A 23,129-nucleotide genomic window follows, 5' to 3' on the forward strand; every position below is an offset into this window, starting at 1 on the left:
CCTGTCAAAATAAGAGCCGCTTTCTGACAACGTGAAGCTTTTTTCGGACAGTCCTGTCAGAATGAGAGCCCCTTTCTGACAGAGTTAAGTTATTTACGTTCATTACTGTCAAAATAAGAGCCAGTGGTCTGCGACAATACCCTTCCTTCAACTGATTAAATTTGGACTGTTATTATCACAAGTAAACTCAAGGACATATACTCCTTCAATAAAAAATTCCCCAAACAGATTCTGATATCTGTTTGGGGAATTTTATTAAAAATGGCTTCTGCATGAATGGAAGAGAATCTTAGCTCCTATTTTACCGCTGCTAATCCTTTAAATAGTTCAACAGCTGTTTCTATGATTTCGTCATTAAAATCATATTCATACGTATGAATCGGCGGGTATTCTTCTCCGTTTCCGATGTAGACCATAGCGCCTTTTGCTGCTTTTGTGTAATGACCGAAGTCTTCGGACGCCCTCCATGCTGCCGGCATTTCCACCACTTCCATTCCCTTTTCTTTTCCAACTTGACGAACTTTCTCAATGCTTTCCTTGTGATTTCTTGTTTCTGGAAACTCATCGTTGTAGGTAAAAGTTACTTCTTGCATGCCGTACTTTTCCGCCTGAGCTTTAGCTAATTCCTCCAGATTCTTTTGAAGCTTATCCAATTCCTCTTCATATTGGGTACGAATCGTCAAAAGAAGGTCCCCCTTACTTGCCGACATACCGAAGGCCCTTTCACCGACCGCAACCTGTACCACCGTACATAGAACTAACCCTTTATTGTTCTCCGACGCAGTGAACTCAGGAATAGCACTGATTATATTGGCCATTGCGAAAGCCGGATTAATTCCGTCTTCCGGCTGGCTGGCATGGGCAGGCGCACCTTCCATGTGAATCGTCATGCCTTTTGAAGCAAATTGAGCCGTTCCCTCAATCACATTGACCGTTCTAAACGCCATCCCGCTCATATTATGATAGGCAAATATTTCATCAATATGATGTTCCTTAATAAAACCGACACACTGAATGGCACCATCACCGGTTTCCTCTGCAGGCTGAAAAAGGAAAAAGATATTGTTATCAGCACCCTTCTGATCCACTTCCAACGCAAACCCGGCAAGCGATGCAGAGTGACCGTCATGTCCGCATTTATGGGCCTTCCCCGGAAACTTCGAAGCATGCGGAAGATCGATTACTTCATCCATTGGCAGAGCATCAAAATCTGCACGAAAAGCAAGATTCCTTTTCCCCTCCCCTGCATGGTAAATAGCATAGAACCAATTTCCCTTATCAACGATTTCAAGCTTTGTATGTTCTTTTATAAAATCCATCAAACGCTGCTTCGTCCATACCTCTTCATTTGAAAGCTCTGGATGCATATGCAGTTCATGACGCAGCTTTGTTACTAGTTCGAGATTATTCCTTTCCATCTGATTGATCCCCTTTTTGTAAAATTCATCTGTGTTAAATGATCTACGTTCATTTTACAGAATGAAATCTAGTATAAGGAAGGATTTTTTTCTAGAAACGAAAAATGCAGGTTCATGGGCAGAGAAAAGATCAGCTAAATTGAAATGGTCCTTTAGAACCAATCTAAAGGACCATTTCAATGCTTATTTCTATAAATATTCCTCTATTTTTTCACAAACCAAAGCCTTATCTAATCATCGAATATGGCATACTAAACTCTCGAATACCGGCGGCATACGGCGCATATTCGTATGGATTTAAAAACATCACAAATGAAGAGGGTGTCAAATAAAATTGACCTGCGAGCTCATCGAGGTTTTCCGGACCGCCAAAGTAAGGATAGAATTCCGCATTCATTTCGTTAATTCTATTCACTACGCTCTGTTCCCAGTTAGGCTTCGTTGCCAAGTCTGCCAGTGAAATGAGCGATGCATTTTTTACATCATAATTATACGAGAAAAGTTGCTGATACCCATGGGCCCCTCCTGTGTAACTGTAGCTGGAGAATAACACACTGATATAATCAAGGTCCGCCCGCGGTACACTGTAGGTCGCATCAAATGCATAATAGTCTCCCATCAAGTCATCTTCTAAGGCCATGTTCATAATTTCCTGCCTTGTCTCCACAAGATTCTGGCCCTCTTCCTGCAGCCTTCCGTTTAAATAGGACACATCATAGTTGCCGGTATTATCCTTAAATTGCGGGTAAAAGATGCCTTCCGCTGCTTTTTGCGGATATTGAATGACCTTCAAACGAAACTCTGGATTCATGGCCCGTGCTGTAAATACAGCCATCTGTGCACGGGTGACAAACTCTGACGGCTTGAACTGCGTTGCTGTGTATCCTGATGTGATACCGCTAGCGAGCATTGGCGTTACATATGTGTTTCCAGGATATCCCGGACCCATGTCCTCCCACTGAACGGGAACGGAACCAGTGATTCCAAAGGCCAATCCTGTAATTTTTGCCATATCTACTCGCTTCAGCTGGTTATTCGGGTGGAAGGATGCTGCTTTCGAGAACCATCCGGCATTCACAGCTGCTGCTATTTCTTTGTAAAACGTATGAGTCGTTGGAACATCGTTAAAGCCCGGATTTGGCACATTTACTAGCGGCAGCTTTTTCGCGCGAACCAGGATGGCCGCTGCTTCCGCTCTTGTGACAGATGCATCTTTGTTGAAATAACCATTCGTTCCGCCTTTCAGTACTCCAAGTTCAGTCAAGTAGTAGATTTCTTTCGCTGCCCAATGCGATGAAGGTACATCTGGAAAAACCGTCGCTGCGTCTGTCTTTGGAGAAAACCCTGCAAAGCATATTGCCAATAAAAATACGATAACGATCCACTTTTTCAACTGCTTCATCTTCTATCCCCTTTTTGACAAACTTTAGTCTACTTCATTTTAATGCCTCCTATTTAAATGATGAATAGGATAAAGGCACCTTAAGTAACCTTTTCATTGTATTTAAATAGTAAGAGATTTATGATTTTGAAGCCTAAAAAAGCTGTCTCTGTCGAAAGTTCTTTCATTCCTATGTCCCTATTGCTCCTGATAACTTGTTCTAAAATACTCATCAATAAATATCTATTACTATAGAATTCAAGAAATATGGATTTTTTCATAACCATACTGACCACAATGCGTTGAAGGATTTCTGAAGGAGTGGTAGAAAAATGACGTTAGAAGAATGGCGATACGATTGTGCAGTTAAACAGAAAAAAGGACTACATTTTATTATTGCGTCTGTGATTATTTGGACGGCGGTCTTGATTGTTCATTTGACCTCATTGCCAATTTTGACTAAGAATCTGTTAACCTTTTGCTTTACTGCTCCGCTTATGCCTATAGCCTATTTCATTTCAAGAATGATTAATGTGGATTTCACAAACAAAGGGAATCCATTGACAAATTTAGGGGTATTGTTTTCATTAAACCAACTGCTGTATTTGCTGATAGCCATGTGGGTTTATCCAACCGTTCCGGAAAGCATGGTGATGGTTTTAGCCATGATATTTGGTGCACATTTACTGCCATTCGGCTGGCTGTATCAATCAAGAAATTATATCGTATTATCAGTTGTCATTCCGATTGTTTCGCTATATATTGGGGTCAACTTCCCTCCATATATGGTTGCAGGCGCCATGATTATGTTTGAAGTTCTTTTTAGTTTGTTATTAAGTCTGGAAGTGAAGAGATTATCCTCAGTCAACGATTAAGAGAATTCCCAAGTGATTCAGAACACACAAAAAGAAGCAGAAAATCCCTGCTTCTTTTTGTGTTCTCAAATTATTGCATTCTTGATTCAACCTGCTGACAAACTTCATCCGCAGATAAGCCGTTTGCTTCAATTACCGGTGCTTTTGTTGAAGTATCCGCCATTCCCATGACGTTTGAATCCACACCAGTAATGACACAGCATTCGCAATTCTCTGCATCTGCAGCTGATTTTAAATCAACCACATCATAACCTTTTTGACGAAGAGCCTCAGATACATTCGTAAGTGACCCTTCAACAGCGACTTTCTTTGCCATTATGTATACACCTCCTCACCATATATAGATTGGCTAGAGGGAGGTGTCTTTATTCTGTATATCTTTAAAAAATTTGGGACGCGATACCTGTCCTTGAGTTCCACTTTTTATAATAACATTCTTAAATATTTTTCAAAGTTAACTCCTTCTACTGCTGGAATATGCTCTAATGAAGAATCAAAAATGGATTCTGAAAGGAATGCCACTGCAAGCTGTACAGCTTTTTCCAGGTCCTCTCCGCGCATCATGCTTCCCATAATTACGGATGAGAATAAATCACCTGTACCGGAATAACTTTCCCCATTATAAGGCACAGCTTGATAAAAGGTTTTGCTCCCGTCCAAATACATATTTCCGATAACCTGCTTATCTGGGTGGGCTGACGGCGGATTTACTCCAGTGATAATCACTTGTGCACCCGTTTCTTGCTGCAGCATGCTTCCAGCCTCTTCCACTGCCTTTATATAATCCTTTTCATATGAATAGCTATGCAGCTTTTCATATGACAGCCCGGTTAATAAACAGCATTCCGTCACATTTGGTGTAATCACATCTGCACGCTTGACAAGTTCTTTCATTCGTACCAGCAATTCATCTGTAAAAAGTTTATAGACTTCACCTATGTCCCCCATTACCGGATCAACAAGTAATAGAGTCTCTTTTGTTTGAAAGGTATCTAAAAACTGAAAGATATTTTGAATTTGCTCTTCACCCGTCACAAAGCCGGTATAGATTCCATCAAAGGCAGCATTCAGCTTACTCCATTCCTCTATAAAATAGGTCATCTTAGACGTAAAATCCTCATAAAAGAAACTTGGATAACCCGTTTGTGCAGAGAGTACAGCCGTTGGTAAAGGACATGCCTGTACACCCATCACCGAAAGAACGGGAATCGCAGCTGTCAATGAACATTTTCCAAAAGATGACAAATCCTGTATTACAGCAACTTTTTTCATCATAACCTCCAAAGGCCTAACCAATATAAACTTCATTTATAGTAACACAATTAGGAGATGGAGAAAATCCAAAAGAATCCTATCAAACACTTGCAGCCTATACAGGGTGGACAGATATACCTTTCCTTCAAGAAGAAAACTAATAACCAGATGTTTTTCGGAACAGCAGGCTAATTTCAACAAAAAGAAAGCATAGAACTAAAAAGCTGTCACAATCAGGGCTTCTTTCTGACAACAAACAGGTTCCTAATCAAAAAACTGTCACAATCAGGGCTTCTTTCTGACAAGAAATAAAATCCTAATCAAAAAGCTGTCACAATCAAGGCTTCTTTCTGACAAGAAACAGATTCCTAATCAAAAAGCTGTCACAATCAAGGCTTCTTTCTGACAAGAAATAAAATCCTAATTAAAAAGCTGTCAGAATCCAAACTTTTTTCAATCCGCCAACTATCCAAAGTGATTATGGAGGTTATCACAAAAATATGGACTGAATTTTTATAAAAAAATGGCTCTTTTATATATTCCAGTCTTTTGTTAAAGTCATAAATAAATTCATCGGAGGAAGGTTTAGAGATATGGAAAAAACACAAACGTATGTAAAGCCAGGCCAAAAAACGTTAGATTTAATTTTAACATCTATGTTAGTTGCACTTGTTTTCGTTTCTACGGTCTTTTTGAATATTAAGCTGCCTATTACAGCAAACGGAGGTTTAGTCCATTTAGGAACAGCCATGCTTTTTATTGCCTCTATTTTATTTGGTCCTAAAAAAGGAGCACTTGCCGGCGCCATTGGGATGGGATTGTTTGATATGGTCGGAGGCTGGTTAGTGTGGGCACCAATCACCATTGTGGCGCGCGGCTTGCAAGGATATCTTGTTGGAAAAATTGCTTGGTCAAAAGGCCGCAATGGTAACAGCATTGGCATGAATATTACAGCAGCGATCGTTTCCATGCCATTTATGATTGCTGTTTATTATATTGGGGAAGGAATTCTTTACGGCAACTGGGTTGCCCCATTAGCTTCAATACCTGGAGACATCGTTCAAAATGTATTAGGTCTTCTCATTGCGATTCCCGTTTGTGCTGCTTTGAAAAAAGTTCCTTATTTTAATAAATAACCGCTAAATCAAAAAAGGGTGTCCCGTACAACCGTTCATATAACGGCTTTGGGAACACCCTTTTATATTTTTCAAAAACAGTATTTTAATCCAGTGTAGCCGCTTCATTCAATTCTTTAGCTGCAGAGGTTACTTTTGATGTAATCTGCTCTAAACTAGCTACGACTTTCATTAATTCCTCTATTTGCTCCTGCACACTTAACACAATGCTGCCGCTTTGTTCAGTGGATTGTACGATATGTTGGAACGAGTTATTCGTGTGTTTAGAGGCTTCAGTTCCTAAATGCACCGCATTCTCTACCTGTTTCAAAGACTCTAACACATGCTCCTTATAATCATCCGTTGTAGAAATCAATTCGTGTATCTCAGTTAAAGAATTTTGCGTTTGTTCAGCAAGCTTACGAACCTCTTGTGATACAACTGCAAATCCTCTTCCGTGCTCTCCTGCTCTTGCGGCTTCTATCGCTGAATTCAAAGCGAGCAAATTGGTTTGTTCCGCAATGGACTGAACAATATATATCACACTTGAAATTTTCTCCGTAGACTCTCCCAATTGATGAATACTCTTGATCATATTACCCGTATATTCTTCAATTAACTGCATTTTATCCAGCAGTTCGTTTAGCTGACTTTGCCCTTCATTCGCAAAATTCTTAGCTAATCCGGCTTGTTCTTTACTTTCCAACGTCGTCTGATTGACATCTTTCATATTGGAACTAAGTGTTTCAACCGAATCCTCAGTTCCTTTTGCAAGCTCCAGCAGCCCCTTGCTTACATTTGACATTGTATTTTTCAAATCGGCTTTGCCATTCTGAAACTGGATATTCAGCTTTTCCATATTTTCATGTTCATAGGCCTCAAGCACAATTTGTTGTTCAAGACTGATGATTTTCGTGAGGGCAAGTAAAATGGGCTGCAGCACTTCTAGGTTATTAAGCTCCTTAAACACGATGGATCGTAAGACGTTTTGTAAATTTTGAAACGCACCCATATACCAAGCAGGTTCCAGGCCAATTCGATAATGAGCTTTAGCTACCAAATATCGTTTATCTAAATAACCTTGGTCAATCCTGCCATTAAACATCTCAATGATATGGATTCTTAACGTCTTTTTAAGTTTATCTACTGTACTATGACTTTCAATAATCTCTTTTAAATGATTAACTTTTAAAATAGAAGAATAAAAAGCTTCTGCGAATTGATCAATATTTTCTTCTACTAAGGGCTGTAATACCTTTATAAGTCTCAAATCATCTTCTGTAAAGTCAATCATTTTCATTTGTTTTATCACTAATGGATCTTGGATATTAATGATGACATCCATGTCCTTTGCTAACTCGAGCCAATTTTTCTCTACCTTGTTTGATTTAAGCAAATCAAATAACCCCACTTGGCACCTCCTGAAGGAATAACTTCTTGTTTCCATCTTTGGAAAAAGCCTTTTATCCCATACTACTATTATAGAATAGTTTAGGGCTTAATGACTATTAGTTTCTGTGAAATAATTCTCAGTGTAAAATGTTCTGTAACATAATATACTGAGTATTCACTTGACTTCTCCCCAAAATCCTATCTAAAGGTCTAGCTATTACCAATATTTTCACAGAGACCTGCCTATATGCCTTCCTAAAAAAACCGCCTCTATTTAAGAGGCGGTTCAGTTTTATATTTTTCATAATAACTCTCTCAGAGGAATTCTTCGCACAAAAATCCAAAGGACTTAATCTTTTATGAAACATTTGTATTTCCCAGATGTAAAGAAATTCTATTTAGGATCATCGGATGTTTCTAGAAAAATAATCATAAATAATTCAAATAAGGAAGCCACTGCCACTACCACCTCAGTTTTGTTTTTAAGCTACCAATTATCTGCCGTCCACTTGCAAGACTTCTATTTCATCAAATTGGACCCGACGAATTTGCACCCAGACATTCTCGAGCCCGCTCAATAAATTTCCTTTAAAAAAATCCACCATGAAATCATATACTTGAACACCAAGTATCATCATTTCATGGTGGAGCCATGTGTATTTAGATTCTATTGGTTTATAAGGGGCAGAATATAAACCTTAGATAATCCACTCTTTTAATTCAAGACGTCTTGATTGTTCCACAACATGCGGGTCATTTTCAGCCATTTGGCGAGCTTCCTCGTAGCTATCTGCTTGATAAATGACTAAACCGCCTGAACCATCACTAAAGGGTCCTCTGGCAAAAATCTTCCCTTTTTGATCCAGTTCATCTAAATATTCAATATGACGCGGTCGAACCTCAAGATTTTTGTCGGCATCTAACATATGAAGAATCGCTGCGTAATAGGCCAAAGTATCCCTCTCCTTAATTCCGATTCCATACAACTAATTTCATTTCTGTCATTTCTTCTACTGCATATTTCAGTCCTTCGCGGCCGGTGCCGCTTTCCTTCACACCGCCGTAAGGCATATTATCAACACGGAAGGTTGGAATATCATTAATTAAAACTCCTCCAACATGAAGTTCTTCCGCTGCATTCAATGCTGTATGAACATCATTGGTATAGATACCTGCCTGCAGGCCATAGTTTGAATCATTGACGAAGACAATAGCCTCATCAACGGATTGTACTTTATTTATCAATACAATCGGGGCAAATACTTCTTGGCAGGACACTTTTAACTGAGGGTCTGCTTGTAAAATAACTGTTGGATGGACAATGTTGCCTTCCCTGACACCGCCTGTTGCTATAGCAGCACCGGACTGTTTTGCTTCCTGAATCCAAGAAAGTGTTCGTTCTACATCACTAGGTGAAATTAATGCAGACACATCTGTTTCAGGTTTCATCGGGTCCCCTAATGTTAATTGCTTAGTTGCTTCTACAAATTTTTCAACAAATGCATCATAAACATCTTCGTGTGCATAAATTCTTTGCAGGGAAATACATACTTGTCCTTGATTAGAAAACGCCCCAGTCACACAGCGGGAAATAATCTTATCAATATTTACATTTTTATCAATAATGACGGCAGCATTTGATCCAAGTTCTAATGTGACACGTTTTAATCCGGCCTTATTTCGAATACCAATTCCAACACTAGGGCTGCCTGTAAACGTAATCATACTTACTCTAGGATCTGTCACTAATTTATCACCGACCACTCTGCCGGCACCCGTTACCACATTCAAAGCACCCTTAGGCAAACCCGCTTCTTCTAATAATTCTGCAATAAAGAAGGCAGAAAGCGGTGTTTGAGTTGCAGGCTTTAATACAATCGTATTTCCAGCCGCAATTGCAGGACCCACTTTATGTGCAACCAAATTCATCGGGAAATTAAATGGAGTAATAGCGCCGATAACCCCGATTGGTTCACGAACGGTATAGCCAATTCGGTTCACACCGCCCTGGGCAGCATCTAGAGAAATCGTTTCTCCATGGATCCGCTTTGCTTCCTCTGCAGCAAATTTATAGGTTTCAATGGTACGAACCACTTCCCCCTTTGCTGTTGTAATAGGCTTTGCCGCTTCTAGTGCAATGATAGTTGCCGCCTCATCCAAGCGTTCTTCCAGCTTCCGTGCTAATGTTTCCAATATATTGGCACGCTCGAATGCCGGCATTTTTGCCATAACCTTTTTGGCCTTTTCAGCGGCAGCAATCGCCTGCTCCACATCTTCTGCAGTGGCCATCGGAATCTCGGCAATCACTTCTTCGTTATAAGGAGAGCGTAATTCACTGTATTCTTTCCCTTCAATCCATTCCCCGTGAATAAAAAGCTTTTTCTTTGTATGATTACTTGTTACATTCATTGTTTCTGCCATCCTTCCCAATTAACAAACTAGAGACTCTTTGGATACTCGTTCTTCTACACAAGAAAAATAGAATTCTTCTAATTTAACTGTTAAGCCCCCATGGCCAAATTTACAGCGGCGATTATCCGTAAGACAGTTTTCTTTAATATATTCAAGAAATGACAAGATGGTATGGCGTCTTTCAGTAATTTGATGAATTCCTTGATTATAAAACCAAGCATCAATTGTATTGTATACGCCTCTATTAATTCCATATCTTTCATTACAAATGTTTATAAAGAGAAGATCGGGTATATTTACGGTCTCTTCCATTGATATCCCCCTTTTCCCTGAGCTTATTTAAGTCTGTTGCAGTACGGCTTATTTATTTACGGCATACCCTGCTTTATCCGGATGTAATCCCTTTTGCATGGAAACGACTTCCTCACTAAGTGAAGCAATACGGCCTAGTACATCCTCATCAATGATTTCGTTCGTTGCACTAAAATGGTCATTATGTGCATACACATATCCCGGTGCCACATAGGCACGGAAGTAACCAGCAATTGGTTTCAGTTGATTTTCAATGACCAAATAGTGCTGGTACGTTCCTCCAGTAGCCGCAAATCCCATCACTTTATGACGGAAATCCTGCGGAGGGACTAAATCAAACAAATTTTTCAGTGCACCTGTAATCGACCCTTGGAAAATCGGTGTTCCAATTACGTAGAAATCAGCTTCTTTCACTCTATCAATAACCTTTTTCGTATCACCTGTATAGGTAGATGGGTCGCGTCCGTCACAGAATTGAACATCATATTCCTTTAAATCAAGCAGTTCTACCTCAATCTCAGGATGATTCTTCTGAACTTCCTCCAATACCTTTTGCACGACCACTTTTGTTTTTGAACCAGTAATAGTTCCTGAAATTCCCAATAGTTTCATATTTTAATCCCTCCAAAGAGATTATTTCTATTTTTTATCTCATAATAAACGGATCTGGAATTGGTTCAGTAGATGTATTCACCCAAACCGTCTTTTCCTGCAGATATTCTTGAATCGACTCGAAACCGCCTTCTCTGCCGTAACCGCTCAACCCTGAGCCGCCAATTGCAGCCATTGGTGAAATACTGCGATAGGTGTTCACCCACACGATGCCTGCTCGTATAGCCTTAGCCAATCGATGAGCTCTTGCGACATCTTTTACCCAGATACCGGCGGCAAGTCCATAATCTGTGCTATTAGCAAGTTCGATTATTTCCGCTTCATCCTTAAACTTCATCACACTTAAGACAGGTCCGAAAATTTCTTCCTTTGTGATTCGATCCTTGTTATCCTGATGTTCAAATATGGTCGGTTCGAAATACCAGCCCTTTTCTAAATGCTGCGGCCGTTTTCCTCCGTAAACCAGTCTAGCTCCTTCTTCTAACCCAATCGCTACATAGTTTTCTACTCGTTCTAACTGCGCTTTGGTTGCTAATGGTCCCATTTCCGTTTCATCTTGAAACGGATCGCCGATTTTGATTTTGGACACACGGTCCACAAGTCTCTCCATCACTTGATCATAGATGTCCTCATGTAAGAAGGCTCTTGAACCAGCGACACAGCTTTGTCCGGAAGCTCCAAAGATTCCTGCAATAATACCCATTGCTGCATTATCTGGATCGGCATCTTCAAATACAATATTTGGAGACTTGCCTCCAAGTTCTAACGATAAGCGAGCAAAGTTTTTCGCTGAATTCCGTACAATATGACGAGCCGATTCTGATCCACCTGTAAAAGCAATCCGTCTCACTAATGGATGTGATGTTAGAGAATCACCGACAGGATTTCCGAACCCTGTTACCACATTGACGACACCCGGAGGAAATCCAGCTTTTTCTACTAGTTTCACTAATTCCAAGAGAGAGGCAGAAGTCATTTCAGAGGGTTTAATAACAATTGTATTTCCTGCTACAAGAGCAGGTGCCAGCTTCAAGGTTGTTAAATAAAGAGGGGAGTTCCATGGTGTAATCGCAGCCACGACTCCAAGCGGTTCCTTTGAAGTAAAGGCAAACATATCCTTCTTATCAATCGGCAATGTCTGACCGTGTATCTTATCAGCAAGTCCTGCATAATAATAGAAGAATTCAGGTATATAGTTCACTTGACCGCGCATCTCACGGATTAATTTTCCGTTGTCAAGCGTCTCTACCATCGCAAGCTGCTCAGCATTTTCTGCAATCAAATCGCCAAGCTTTCGAACTAATTTTCCTCGTTCTGTGAACGTCATTGATGTCCATTCTGAATGTAAAAAAGCTTTGTGAGCAGCTTGAACAGCCCGCTCAACATCCTCTTCATTCCCTTTTGCCACAAGGCACCACGCCTCTTCTGTTGCAGGGTTAAAGCTTTCGAAGTATTCTCCGCTTGCTGACTCTGTCCATTCCCCGTTAATGTACATTTGATATTTCTTTAATTGTGTCATGCCCCAATCCTCCTTTATCCCACCTGTGATGCCTGTTTACCAATAAAGCGGCGAAGCTCGTTGTTGACGATTTCGGCGCCTTCGACTGGCAGCATATGTTTCATACCAGGAACAATCCTAATATCAGATCCTTTAATTCTCTCATGCATTTGTCTCCCCATCTGCGGATTCGATCCTAAATCATGCTCAGCCGTAATGATGAATGCTGGTGTTTCTATATTTTTCAGCTTTGGCCATAACTCAGCATCTGCCGTCGCAAACAAAGTGTAGGCAGCTAAATAGGAAGCCGGATTATTGGTCTGAAGTCTGTGTCGTACTTGGTTGACGACTTCTGACTCTGATTCTATAAATTCTGGATTAAACCAACGTTGAATGGCTGGCTCAATCGTTCCCAACGGGCCATTTTCGCGGACTTCCTCTACCCTTGCCAAAATTCCTTTTCGCTGCTCATCTGTTCGATTGGCGACAGCGTTCATTATCGTAAGTGTTTTTAATTTGTTTTTGTATGTAAGTGCAAAAGCTTGTGCGACCATGCCTCCCATGGAAAAGCCAACAAGATGGGTTTTTTCAATTTGTAGATACTCCATCAATCCGGAAAGCTGCTCCACATAATGAGTCAGGGAGTAAGGACCAGGGGGATGTTCTGATCCCCCATGACCTAGCATGTCGTATACAATCACTCGGAAAGAGTCTGATAAGCTATCCTTCTGCTGTTTCCACATGGTGTGGTCTAAGCCCACACCATGAATGAAAATCAACGGTTCACCAGATCCTTTTTCTTCGTAAAAAATCGTTCCTTGCTTGTATACGGCAGTTGGCATTAGACAAGCCCCATTTCAATCATATCTTGGTGGCGATTTCCTGTTCTTGGGTGTGGACGTCCAGCTGTGGATACGCCGATGGCTACAACAATTTCATCCGCTCTTGGCGCGTCCGGAATCGTTGTTTCAAAGGTAATAAAGTGGGAACGCTGTGAATCATCATTTTTATGAACCATTGGAATGATTACGGCTGTTCCTGCTCCTCCTCGCTTATTGGTAAAAGGTAAAATACTTTTCGCTTCTACTGCATTTCTAAACTTGTTGCCGAATTTTAATGTATGAATATATGCAGATGCATGCTCAATCTCACCGTCAACCCCAACAACAGCTGCTTTTCCGAATGCTTCTACATCATCAGCAGTATTGATATGCTTAAACAGCTCACTTACTAACAGCTCTCCAATTTGCGGTGCGTATTCGTCAATCTCAGGTTTTAGATTTTCAACAAAACCTCTGCCTGCCCATGGATTTTTAATAACAGCTGCTGTGATAATCATTTTGATTGGTTCTTCTACTTTCTTTCCGCCTTCGATACGTGTTTCCTCAATAGCCGTGTAAACTTTACGAATTTCTACCATTATGCAAGTACCCCCGTATTTTTATTTGTAAATTTTGGCATTACTTCTTCAGTGAATAATTTTAAACTCTTCATCATTTTGTCATGTGGTAAATGACTGTGATTGACCCACAGCAATAATTCTTGCAAGTTAAGTTCTTCTTTTAACTCTTGGATTTTTTCAGCTACATATTCTGGTGTACCGAATAATAGATTTCTAGGATGTAAGAAATCATAATTTAACTCTTGACCTTCTTTTACTAGTTCACCTGGATCCATTAGGTTTCCAAGACCTCTCCAATGGCAAATCCAACGATACGTATTTAATACGGCTTCTGCTGCATCTTGACGAGCTTGTTCCATTGTTTCGGCTACATACACATCACGTACAAGGGCAATTCCTTCACCAAGAGCAACTTCACGACCTTGTGCTGCAGATGCATGTTCGCGGTATAATTCAAATCGACCTTTTAATTCTTTTACCGTTGGCATCCAGAACATCCCTTTAATATTGTTTTGGGCTGCCGCAATGATGGAAGTCGGCGAATCAATGACCTGCCAGATTGGAAGTTCCTTTTGATATGGTCTTGGCATTAATGCAATCTTATTAATTTCTCCCTTTTCCATATCCATGAATTCCTCTGTCGCCGGGCTCATTGGATGTTTCCACTTTAATCCTTGTGGCGGGAATTGATAGATATCTCCTTGGTGGGAGAAGAATGGATTAGACCAAGCTTTTCTTAAAATCTCTAATGTTTCATTAAAAAGAGCACGGTTTTGTTCTTGATTCTTCGGATCAGCTAATGCATTTAAGTTGGCTGCTTCTCTTCCATACAATCCACGTGCTAATCCAACTTCTACCCGTCCCTTACTCAATTGATCCAACATCGCAACATCCTCTGCCAAACGAAGCGGATGCCAGAAAGTAGCAACGTTCGCTGCTTGTCCAATTCGAATGTTCTTTGTACGTGCTGCAATATCTGCTCCCATAAGAATCGGATTGGCAATCAATTCATTTCCTTCATGACCAAAATGATGCTCCGTGTACCAAATGGAATCATAGCCATTTTCATCACAATAAACCGCTTGTTCTCTTGCCTCATCAAGTACTTGATAATATTCCTCTGTTCTTCCAGGGCCAGCTAAGTTTGCGAAAATTCCGAATTTCATACGTATCATCCTTCCTATTTTTGGTTATTATAAAGTTTTTTTGCTATTTCTTTTTTGACTTCCATTCCACTTGCTCTAACATGGGCACGCATAGCCTTTTCAGCTTCTTCACGGTTACCTTCTAATAACGCCTTCAAAATAGCCTGATGCTCCTGAAGTGATTTTTCAATTCGGTGCGGCGCCTCGATGGTTAAATATACATACCTGCTGTAACCAATTTGATTAAGTAATAAGTTAAGTGTAAAACTTAGCTTGGAGTTATCTGCCCCTTCTAAAATGACCTTATGAAAGGTGTCGTTTGCCTCAACATAAAGGTTGTGATCAGAGATTTGAACGGCCTTTTCCATTAAAGCAACTGATTTTTGAACCTCTTCAATTGCCTTGGTATTGCCCTGTTCAACCAAAAGTCCTGCTGCAAGTCCCTCCAGAACTTCTTTCATAGTAAATAGTTCGGATAACTCTTTTTCTGTTGGTTTCGTCACACATGACCCAACTCTAGGGATAATCTCAACTAATCCTTCTCTTTCTAGTTGTTTTAATGCTTCTCTAATCGGCGTTCTGCTGATTTTGTAGTACTCGGATAAAGAGATTTCGGATAGCTTTTCTCCCGGCTCATACTCGCCTTTAATAATAGCCTCTCTAATTGCATTCGTTGCCTGTGCTGTAATGCTTGTTGTAGTTAACGTAACCATGATGTTTATCTTCCCCTTTCTAATAAAAACCTAACATGATACAAAGATGTAGAGTTTGAGATACATAGAAGACGTGTGTTTATACATTTAGGGGTGCAGATTGCTAAAATATGAAGTATTCTTTGATGTGGATTTTTACATGTACCATGTACCATACAAGATTTTATAATTGAATTTTAATAGGTATTTTTTAAAAAGTCAATAGATTTATAATTTTCTAATAAATTAATCTACTTTAGATGCTACTAAATTTTTAACAGGATTCCGCTGTGCTTCTTCTATACTATTTTCCTTCTCAATTCCTTGCTCAATCGCCATCTTTTTAGCATATCGAGGGGCATGCCATATCATCGGTAGCATGAGAATGGAAACAGGAACAGCAGCGATGACCACAAAGGACTGTAAGGCATTTACTCCACCTTCTCCAATATTAATCAAGATAATCGCAATAACCGCCATAACAACAGCCCAGAATACACGAACTGACTTTGGAGGATCTCCTTCTCCTGTTACACTCATAGCAACGGAATAGGCCATTGAATCAACCGTTGTGACAACGAAAAGAATCGTTAGGACTAGAAAAACTATCGGCATAATGAATCCTAGCGGCATTTGATGAGCAATTGCAATAATAGCTGCTGGTAATCCACCTTCTAGCAATGGCTCACTTACAGAACCAGATGTGCTTAATTCATAAAAAATTCCTGAACCACCTAAAATGGTGAACCAAAAATTCGTTGTAATGGAGGCAATAACTGAAACCATTAAGAATATTTCCCTAATTTTACGTCCTCTAGAAATCCTTGCTACAAGCAGGGCAACTAACGGACCAAAGCCGATAAACCAGCCAAAGAAGAACAGCATCCAATAACCAAGCCATTCCTGATCGCCACGGTACGTACTGACTGGAATAAATTCACTAATATAGGTTCCAAAGGATGACACAAAAGAATTAATGATAAATTCACCCGGACCAAAAATTAATAGAAAGATGCCAATAAGGACGGCTAGATTTACATTCAATTTACTTAACCACTGAATTCCTTTGTCTATGCCTGTAATGGTTGAAACTAACACGACGGCTGTAAGTCCTACAATGATTAGTACTTGCGTCATAAAGGTATCCGGAAGCCCAAATAATGCATTTACGCCGTAACTTACTTGCAAACCAAGAAATCCAATTGGACCAATGGTTCCTGCTACAGCACCAATAATACAAACCACATCCGCAAAGGTTCCCCATGCACTATGGACGATTTTTTCACCAAAAATCGGATATAGTAGAGTTCTTGGCTTCAACGGCATGCCTTTTTGATAATGGGCATACATGATGACAACGGTACTGATGGCTCCATATACCGCCCAAGCAGTAAATCCCCATGACATGAAACTTTGAGCTAGTGCAGGTCCAATGGCTTGTTCTGTTCCCGCCTTTATTCCTTCATACATAGGAGGAACGTCAATAAAATAATACATCGGTTCAGCAGCTGCCCAGAAAACGCCCCCAGCCCCTAATCCAGCTGTAACAATGATAGCAGCCCATTTAAAAAAGCTCATCTGAGGTTTATCAAGATTTCCTAAGCGCACCTTTCCATATTTCGAAAATGATAGAACTAACCCCACAGCAAAGGTAGCTAGAAGCAACAGCTGCCAGTAGGCTCCGAAATATTTAATAGATAGGTTAAAACCTGAGTTTACAAATTTAGTAACCCCATCTACATTAAAGAGGGACATAAGAACGAAGATAACAAGGATGCCTCCACTTATACTAAAAACAGGCCAGTCTACTTTCCTCTTAATTGATTTCCAATATTCACTTTTCATTCTATCCCTCCACTAATTAGTTCCATTTCCTAAATAAACTTTAGCTAAAAAAGTTCATCCATAGGAAACGCTTACAGATAATCAGTCAGTGATACCGTTATTTCTAGGTTATTCCCCCCCCTCTCAATCTCATCTTGCATGTACCATGCAATAAAGATAAAATAAATATTCTAGATTGTCAATAAATTATCTGAAAATTTTTAATTTAAGAAAATAGCTAAAAAAACCGCCTCTATTTTACGAGACGGTTTTACATTATATATCTAATAGATTTTAACAAAAAACCTCTCTTAAGCGACACTTATATTCATAGGAAACACCAGGATGGATGTCATGTTTTTCAACACCCACTCCCATTCTTCTATCACCTTAAAATGCGGAGACTCAATGCTTATACGGCTTAAAGTAAAACGCCAGAACCATATCGGCGTTTTACTATGATAAGGTGACCATCATTTCTTTCACCAATTCTCTATTGCGTTTTTTAAAGACTTCGTTATGTGAGGAGACCATCGCTGCTTTGTTCGCATCTGGTTGAATAAATTGCTTGGCTTTATTCACCGCATTTGCTGCATCATGAAAGGCACCAGCAATCAAATTTAATTTCCCATCATAACGTAAAATATCTCCAGCCGCATAAAGTCCCTCAACAGAGGATTCACTAGTCGAATCTCCGGCAATAAAAAAGTTATCACTCATCTCGATTTCCAGTTCACTCTTTTTTAATAAACTCGCATCTTGTTCATAGCCATGATTAATAATAACCTCATCAATGTCTAAGGTTTGAGCCTCTCCGGTTACTTGATGGGTCAGCTCCACCCGCTCGATGGTTTCATGATTCTCACTTGCTATTAGCTTTGATATCGTTGTTTGGGGTAAGCATACGACTGAACTGTTTATCAGCTGTGTCACTTGTGCCTCATGCCCTGATAGTGATTCTTTCCGATAAGTGATATACACTTTTTTCGCAATTGACTCTAATTCATTAGCCCAGTCTATCGCTGTGTTGCCTCCACCCGAAATGATCACCGTTTTATCTTTGAAACTCTTTAAAGATTGCACCGTGTAGTGAATATTAGAGACTTCGAACCGTTCTGCTCCTTCAATTTCTAGCTTTTTAGGATGTAAAATTCCGCTCCCCACCGCAACAATCACCGTTCTTGAGTAATGAATTTGACCAGAGGCTGCTTGCAGCACGAAAATCCCCTCTTGATTTCGCGAGATGGATTCTATTTTTTCATTCAACACCACTTCAGGTTGAAAGGTTAATCCTTGCTCTACCAATTGCTCAATTAGTTTGGCTCCAGGAATGGGGGTTAACCCGCCAACATCCCAAATCATTTTTTCCGGGTAGACATGAATTTTCCCGCCTAACTTTGGCTGATATTCGATGAGCTTTGTTTTCAGCTCTCGCAGCCCGCTGTAAAAAGTTGAATAAAGACCGGCTGGTCCACCGCCAATCACTGTTACATCAAATAACTCCTGCTCGTTCATCCCCGCTCACTCCCAAATACTTAACTGTAATTGATTTTCATTATCAATAAGAATAGTTTATTTTGCTCTTTTTTACAATAAAATATTTTTCTACTTTTCTCATAACTTCTTTTTTAAAATGACCATGTCCAAATATATCAGTATGCTCTGTATCCTTTTGGAAAGTATTCTAGTAAAATAATAGCCTACTTTTAACTATTATTTTGAAAATTCAGTTGACATTACGAAAAAAAGTAATTATATTCAAAGATATAAACAATAATGATAATCATTATCACTAATCTGTTTTTCATAAAGGAGGCAAAACATGGTGGTTCGCCTGCATACAAATGACTTAAGCATTGGATATGGTGAACGGTTAATTGTAAAAAATCTCAGTGTCAATATTCCAGATAAAAAAATTACCACAATTATTGGATCAAACGGCTGCGGGAAATCAACCTTACTAAAAGCGATTACTCGTATCATTTCCCATCAATCAGGAGCCGTTCTTTTAGACGGAAAAAATATTTCAAAGGAAAATACAAAAACGTTAGCGAAGAAAATGGCTATCCTCCCTCAAACGCCTGAAGGTGCAAGCGGTCTCACAGTGGGAGAATTAGTATCCTACGGCCGCTTTCCCTATCAAACTGGTTTTGGAAGATTATCAAAAAGAGATTATGAAGTAATCGATTGGGCACTTGAGGTGACAGGAACGATAGACTTTAAGTTTCGTCCGGTTGATGCCCTCTCAGGCGGGCAGCGGCAGCGCGTTTGGATTGCCATGGCACTTGCCCAAGAAACAGAGATCATTTTCCTTGATGAACCCACCACCTACTTAGATATGGCGCACCAGCTTGAGGTATTAGAGCTTTTACAGAAACTCAATCAAGAACAAGAGCGCACCATTATTATGGTACTGCATGATTTAAACCAAGCGGCGCGTTTTGCGGACTATATTGTTGCTCTAAAGAACGGCGAAATTGTCAAGGCAGGGGCCTGTGAAGAGGTGATGGTTCCAGAGGTGCTCAAAGAAGTCTTTCAAATTGATGCAGTAATCGGCAAGGACCCAAGAACAAATAAACCTATGTGCATCACGTATAATCTACTAAAAGGAGAAAATCACAATGAAAAAGTTAATCATCCCGTTTATGCTCATGCTAGTTCTCATTATTAGTGCCTGCGGCAAAGAATCTGCAACACAAAAGGAAAACAACTCCGATGCTTCAAAAGAAGAAAAATCGGAATTCATTACATACCAATCGGAAACAGGTCCAGTTGAAGTACCTGCAGACCCGCAAAGAGTCATCTTACTATCAGGCTTTACTGGTAATGTGTTGCAGCTTGGGGTAAATGTTGTTGGTGTAGATGTATGGTCAAAGAATAACCCAACGTTTGAAAAAGAATTAAAAGACGTTGAAGAAGTTTCAGATGAAAATTTAGAAAAAATCATTGAATTAGAACCAGATTTAATCATCGGCTTATCCAATGTTAAAAACCTTGATAAATTAAAAGAAATTGCTCCAACTGTCACCTATACATGGGGTAAGGTTGATTACTTAACCCAGCACGTAGAAATTGGAAAACTATTAAACAAGGAAAAAGAAGCTCAAGCTTGGGTCGATGATTTCAAAAAACGTGCAGAAACTGCCGGAGAAGAAATTAGAGCAAAAATTGGCGAGGATACAACCGTAACAGTTATTGAAAGCTATGATAAGGACCTTTATGTGTTCGGAGATAATTGGGCACGCGGAACGGAAATTCTATACCAAGCGATGAAGCTGAAAATGCCTGAAAAAGTACAGAAAATGGCTTTAGAATCAGGATACTACGCGCTATCAGCAGAGGTACTTCCAGAGTATGCCGGCGATTATATCATCTTAAGTAAGTACGCTGATGCGGATTCTTCCTTCCAAGAAACCGAAACCTATAAGAATATTCCTGCTGTTAAAAATGGACAGGTATTTGAAATGACAGGAAATGGCGCTTCTTTCAGTGATCCGGTCACACTAGAAAAACAGCTTGCATTTTTTGAAGAATCATTTTTAGGTAACTAATCTAAAAGGAGGCTGACCCGATTCAAGGGCTCAGGCACCGCAAGATTCAATCTAGTATCACGTAAAACCGTACTAGATCGAATCCTTACGGGAGCCTGACACTTATGGGAAAGCCTCTTCCCCTATATTTTAAAAGAAAAGATGATGACTGATGACAAAACACACACCACATACTCTTTTATTCCCATTTAAATTACTAGCAGGATTCCTTGTATTATTATTTATGTTCTTTGCCGCTATGGTTTTTGGCGCTGCAGATATCACGATCAAGGATGTCTGGCTGGCCCTTACATCGAGTGCTGTAAATAGTCAAATTTCCATCATACGTGAAATTCGCTTGCCGCGTGAAGTGGCAGCCATTTTTGTAGGAGCAGCTCTTGCCGTTTCGGGTGCCATTATGCAAGGCATGACCAGAAACCCCCTTGCAGATCCTGGTTTGCTGGGACTATCCGCTGGTGCGAATGCCGCACTTGCTATAACGATTGCCTTGATCCCTCATACCAATTATTTCGGTATGATGGTCGCTTGTTTTATTGGAGCGGCTGTCGGAGCGGCTCTCGTATTTGGAATCAGCGCCATGAAAAAGGGTGGATTCTCCCCTTTCCGCATTGTCTTAGCCGGCGCAGCCATCTCTGCCTTCTTATACGCAATTGCCGAATGGGTAGGGATTTATTTTAAAATTTCAAAGAATGTCTCCATGTGGACTTCAGGAGGAATGGTTGGCACGACATGGGGTCAGCTTCAAATTATTGTGCCTTTTATTGTGCTCGGTCTATTAGTTTCCTTTTTCCTATCCAAGCAGTTGACTATTCTTAGTTTGAATGAGGAGGTCGCAGTCGGCCTGGGGCAAAAAATCGCAACAATAAAGTCGATTCTTTTTATCGTTATCATCATTCTAGCCGGTGCCTCTGTGGCGCTTGTTGGGAAAATGGCATTCGTCGGTCTATTAATCCCGCATATCGTTCGTGCGTTCGTTGGGACGGATTACCGTTATATCCTGCCTATGTCCGCCATTCTTGGTGCGGCTTTCATGTTACTTGCCGACACACTGGGCCGTACAATTAATGCGCCTTATGAAACACCTATCGTGGCCATTGTTGCCTTTGTTGGCTTGCCCTTCTTTCTTATCATCGTGAAAAAAGGAGGAGTATTTTCATGATACACCCTTCCTTAATCAAGAAACAGCGAATCATTCTAGTCATATCCCTGCTGCTCATACTGATGACAACCGTTATCGGATTGGGAATGGGGTATTCTTCTGTATCGTATGATCGAATCTTGCCTGTTCTGTTTGGCGAGGGTACCTTTAAAGAAGAATTTGTCTTGTTTTCTATCAGATTGCCGCGAATCATTATTACTCTTTTAGCAGGTATGGCTCTCGCTTTATCTGGTGCCATTTTACAGGGAATTACCCGAAATGATTTAGCCGACCCTGGAATTATCGGAATTAACTCTGGAGCAGGTGTGGGAATTACTATTTTCTTCTTGTTCTTCCCAATTGAGGCTGATGCATTCTCTTATATGATTCCTGTCATCGGATTTATCGGGGCTATCCTAACAGCGGTCATCATCTATTTGTTTTCCTACCAAAAGAATCAAGGATTTCAACCTGTCAAATTAGTCCTTATCGGGGTTGGATTCGCTACAGCCCTTTCCGGACTGATGATTGTCCTTATCTCATCTGCTGACCGTACAAAAGTCGATTTCATTGCCAAATGGTTAGCCGGAAATATTTGGGGCAGTGACTGGCCTTTTATTTGGGCCCTCCTTCCTTGGCTGGTGATACTCATTCCTTTCACATTATATAAAGCCAATCGATTGAATCTCTTAGGCTTAAGCGAGCCCGTTGCCATTGGTGTGGGCGTGTCCATTGAAAAAGAACGGATTACCTTGCTGTTAACAGCCGTTGCCCTAGCCGCTTCCGCCGTTTCGGTCACAGGAGGCATTTCCTTTATTGGACTCATGGCCCCGCACCTAGCAAAAGCTTTAGTCGGACATAGAAATCAACTATTTATCCCTGTTGCCATCCTGATTGGCGGCTGGCTGCTGCTCTTTGCAGACACCATCGGCCGCAATATTTTAGAACCCGATGGAATTCCAGCAGGCATCATGGCCGCACTAATCGGCGCTCCATACTTTGTGTATTTATTAATGAAAAAATAAGGAGACACGGGGGCATAGCTCTCGTAAAACGTGGGGCCGGTTCGCGTTTCATCTATAATCTGGTAATACAAAAAGAGACAATC

General features: G+C 40.4%; 22 protein-coding genes. 6 read left to right on the plus strand and 16 right to left on the minus strand.

Going from position 1 to position 23,129, the window contains the following annotated elements; genetic code table 11:
* Positions 1–296: 296 nt before the first annotated feature.
* Positions 297–1,418, minus strand: coding sequence for a M20 metallopeptidase family protein (locus F4V44_RS15795; RefSeq protein ID WP_150440987.1), 1,122 nt, complete (start codon positions 1,416–1,418; stop codon positions 297–299).
* A gap of 226 nt (positions 1,419–1,644) precedes the next feature.
* Entirely contained in the window at positions 1,645–2,820 is a 1,176-nt protein-coding gene (locus F4V44_RS15800; protein WP_150440988.1) for an S-layer homology domain-containing protein, read from the minus strand.
* Positions 2,821–3,131: 311 nt separating this feature from the next.
* Between F4V44_RS15800 and F4V44_RS15805 the strand changes: the two genes are divergently transcribed.
* Positions 3,132–3,674, plus strand: a complete 543-nt coding sequence (locus F4V44_RS15805; RefSeq protein WP_150440989.1) for a DUF7010 family protein — start codon at positions 3,132–3,134, stop codon at positions 3,672–3,674.
* Between the two features lie 70 nt (positions 3,675–3,744).
* Here the strand turns inward: F4V44_RS15805 and F4V44_RS15810 are convergent, their stop codons facing one another.
* Together F4V44_RS15810 and F4V44_RS15815 are read right to left on the minus strand one after the other, a co-directional pair.
* Positions 3,745–3,990 (minus strand): YkuS family protein, encoded by a 246-nt coding sequence (locus F4V44_RS15810; protein WP_150440990.1) that lies wholly within the window; start codon positions 3,988–3,990, stop codon positions 3,745–3,747.
* Between the two features lie 107 nt (positions 3,991–4,097).
* Positions 4,098–4,946 carry a pyridoxamine kinase gene (locus F4V44_RS15815; RefSeq protein WP_150441077.1) on the minus strand — a complete coding sequence of 283 codons (849 nt, stop codon included), beginning with the start codon at positions 4,944–4,946 and terminating at the stop codon, positions 4,098–4,100.
* A gap of 575 nt (positions 4,947–5,521) precedes the next feature.
* Between F4V44_RS15815 and F4V44_RS15820 the strand changes: the two genes are divergently transcribed.
* Positions 5,522–6,064, plus strand: a complete 543-nt coding sequence (locus tag F4V44_RS15820) for an ECF transporter S component (protein WP_150440991.1) — start codon at positions 5,522–5,524, stop codon at positions 6,062–6,064.
* Between the two features lie 85 nt (positions 6,065–6,149).
* Here the strand turns inward: F4V44_RS15820 and F4V44_RS28290 are convergent, their stop codons facing one another.
* From F4V44_RS28290 to F4V44_RS15880, 12 genes are all read right to left on the minus strand, one after another.
* Positions 6,150–7,454, minus strand: a complete 1,305-nt coding sequence (locus F4V44_RS28290; RefSeq protein ID WP_191090713.1) for a protoglobin domain-containing protein — start codon at positions 7,452–7,454, stop codon at positions 6,150–6,152.
* A gap of 679 nt (positions 7,455–8,133) precedes the next feature.
* Complete coding sequence (locus F4V44_RS15830; RefSeq protein ID WP_150440993.1) at positions 8,134–8,388, minus strand: YciI family protein; 255 nt, start codon at positions 8,386–8,388, stop codon at positions 8,134–8,136.
* 13 nt (positions 8,389–8,401) lie between these two features.
* Positions 8,402–9,844 carry an aldehyde dehydrogenase family protein gene (locus tag F4V44_RS15835; protein ID WP_223881917.1) on the minus strand — a complete coding sequence of 481 codons (1,443 nt, stop codon included), beginning with the start codon at positions 9,842–9,844 and terminating at the stop codon, positions 8,402–8,404.
* Positions 9,845–9,865: 21 nt separating this feature from the next.
* Positions 9,866–10,159, minus strand: coding sequence for a hypothetical protein (locus tag F4V44_RS15840; protein WP_223881918.1), 294 nt, complete (start codon positions 10,157–10,159; stop codon positions 9,866–9,868).
* Between the two features lie 48 nt (positions 10,160–10,207).
* Positions 10,208–10,771, minus strand: a complete 564-nt coding sequence (locus F4V44_RS15845) for an NADPH-dependent FMN reductase (RefSeq protein ID WP_150440996.1) — start codon at positions 10,769–10,771, stop codon at positions 10,208–10,210.
* 34 nt (positions 10,772–10,805) lie between these two features.
* Positions 10,806–12,290, minus strand: a complete 1,485-nt coding sequence (locus tag F4V44_RS15850) for an aldehyde dehydrogenase (protein WP_150440997.1) — start codon at positions 12,288–12,290, stop codon at positions 10,806–10,808.
* A gap of 14 nt (positions 12,291–12,304) precedes the next feature.
* On the minus strand, positions 12,305–13,111 hold the full coding sequence (locus tag F4V44_RS15855; RefSeq protein WP_150440998.1) for an alpha/beta fold hydrolase: 807 nt from the start codon (positions 13,109–13,111) through the stop codon (positions 12,305–12,307).
* Entirely contained in the window at positions 13,111–13,689 is a 579-nt protein-coding gene (locus F4V44_RS15860; RefSeq protein WP_223881919.1) for an amino acid synthesis family protein, read from the minus strand. Before F4V44_RS15860 ends, F4V44_RS15855 begins: the two co-directional genes overlap by 1 nt.
* Positions 13,689–14,837, minus strand: coding sequence for an LLM class flavin-dependent oxidoreductase (locus F4V44_RS15865; protein ID WP_150441000.1), 1,149 nt, complete (start codon positions 14,835–14,837; stop codon positions 13,689–13,691). Before F4V44_RS15865 ends, F4V44_RS15860 begins: the two co-directional genes overlap by 1 nt.
* A 14-nt stretch (positions 14,838–14,851) precedes the next feature.
* Positions 14,852–15,529, minus strand: a complete 678-nt coding sequence (locus tag F4V44_RS15870; protein ID WP_150441001.1) for a GntR family transcriptional regulator — start codon at positions 15,527–15,529, stop codon at positions 14,852–14,854.
* 225 nt (positions 15,530–15,754) lie between these two features.
* A complete protein-coding gene (locus F4V44_RS15875) occupies positions 15,755–17,353 on the minus strand; it encodes a BCCT family transporter (protein WP_150441002.1) in 1,599 nt (532 codons plus the stop codon).
* 435 nt (positions 17,354–17,788) lie between these two features.
* Positions 17,789–18,847: an NAD(P)/FAD-dependent oxidoreductase gene (locus F4V44_RS15880; RefSeq protein ID WP_150441003.1), complete on the minus strand. Its 1,059-nt coding sequence runs from the start codon at positions 18,845–18,847 to the stop codon at positions 17,789–17,791.
* Between the two features lie 310 nt (positions 18,848–19,157).
* On the opposite strand from F4V44_RS15880, the gene F4V44_RS15885 reads away from it, so the two are divergent.
* From F4V44_RS15885 to F4V44_RS15900, 4 genes are all read left to right on the plus strand, one after another.
* Positions 19,158–20,003 (plus strand): ABC transporter ATP-binding protein, encoded by an 846-nt coding sequence (locus tag F4V44_RS15885; RefSeq protein WP_150441078.1) that lies wholly within the window; start codon positions 19,158–19,160, stop codon positions 20,001–20,003.
* Positions 19,954–20,883, plus strand: a complete 930-nt coding sequence (locus tag F4V44_RS15890; protein ID WP_150441004.1) for an iron-hydroxamate ABC transporter substrate-binding protein — start codon at positions 19,954–19,956, stop codon at positions 20,881–20,883. Before F4V44_RS15885 ends, F4V44_RS15890 begins: the two co-directional genes overlap by 50 nt.
* Positions 20,884–21,034: 151 nt before the next feature.
* Positions 21,035–22,042 (plus strand): FecCD family ABC transporter permease, encoded by a 1,008-nt coding sequence (locus tag F4V44_RS15895; protein ID WP_150441005.1) that lies wholly within the window; start codon positions 21,035–21,037, stop codon positions 22,040–22,042.
* Positions 22,039–23,046, plus strand: a complete 1,008-nt coding sequence (locus F4V44_RS15900; protein WP_150441006.1) for a FecCD family ABC transporter permease — start codon at positions 22,039–22,041, stop codon at positions 23,044–23,046. The genes F4V44_RS15895 and F4V44_RS15900 overlap by 4 nt, the downstream gene beginning before the upstream one ends.
* Positions 23,047–23,129 lie beyond the last annotated feature (83 nt).

It is taken from the genome of Niallia endozanthoxylica (assembly GCF_008710145.1).
In the GTDB taxonomy this organism is placed as follows: domain Bacteria; phylum Bacillota; class Bacilli; order Bacillales; family Cytobacillaceae; genus Bacillus_BD; species Bacillus_BD endozanthoxylica.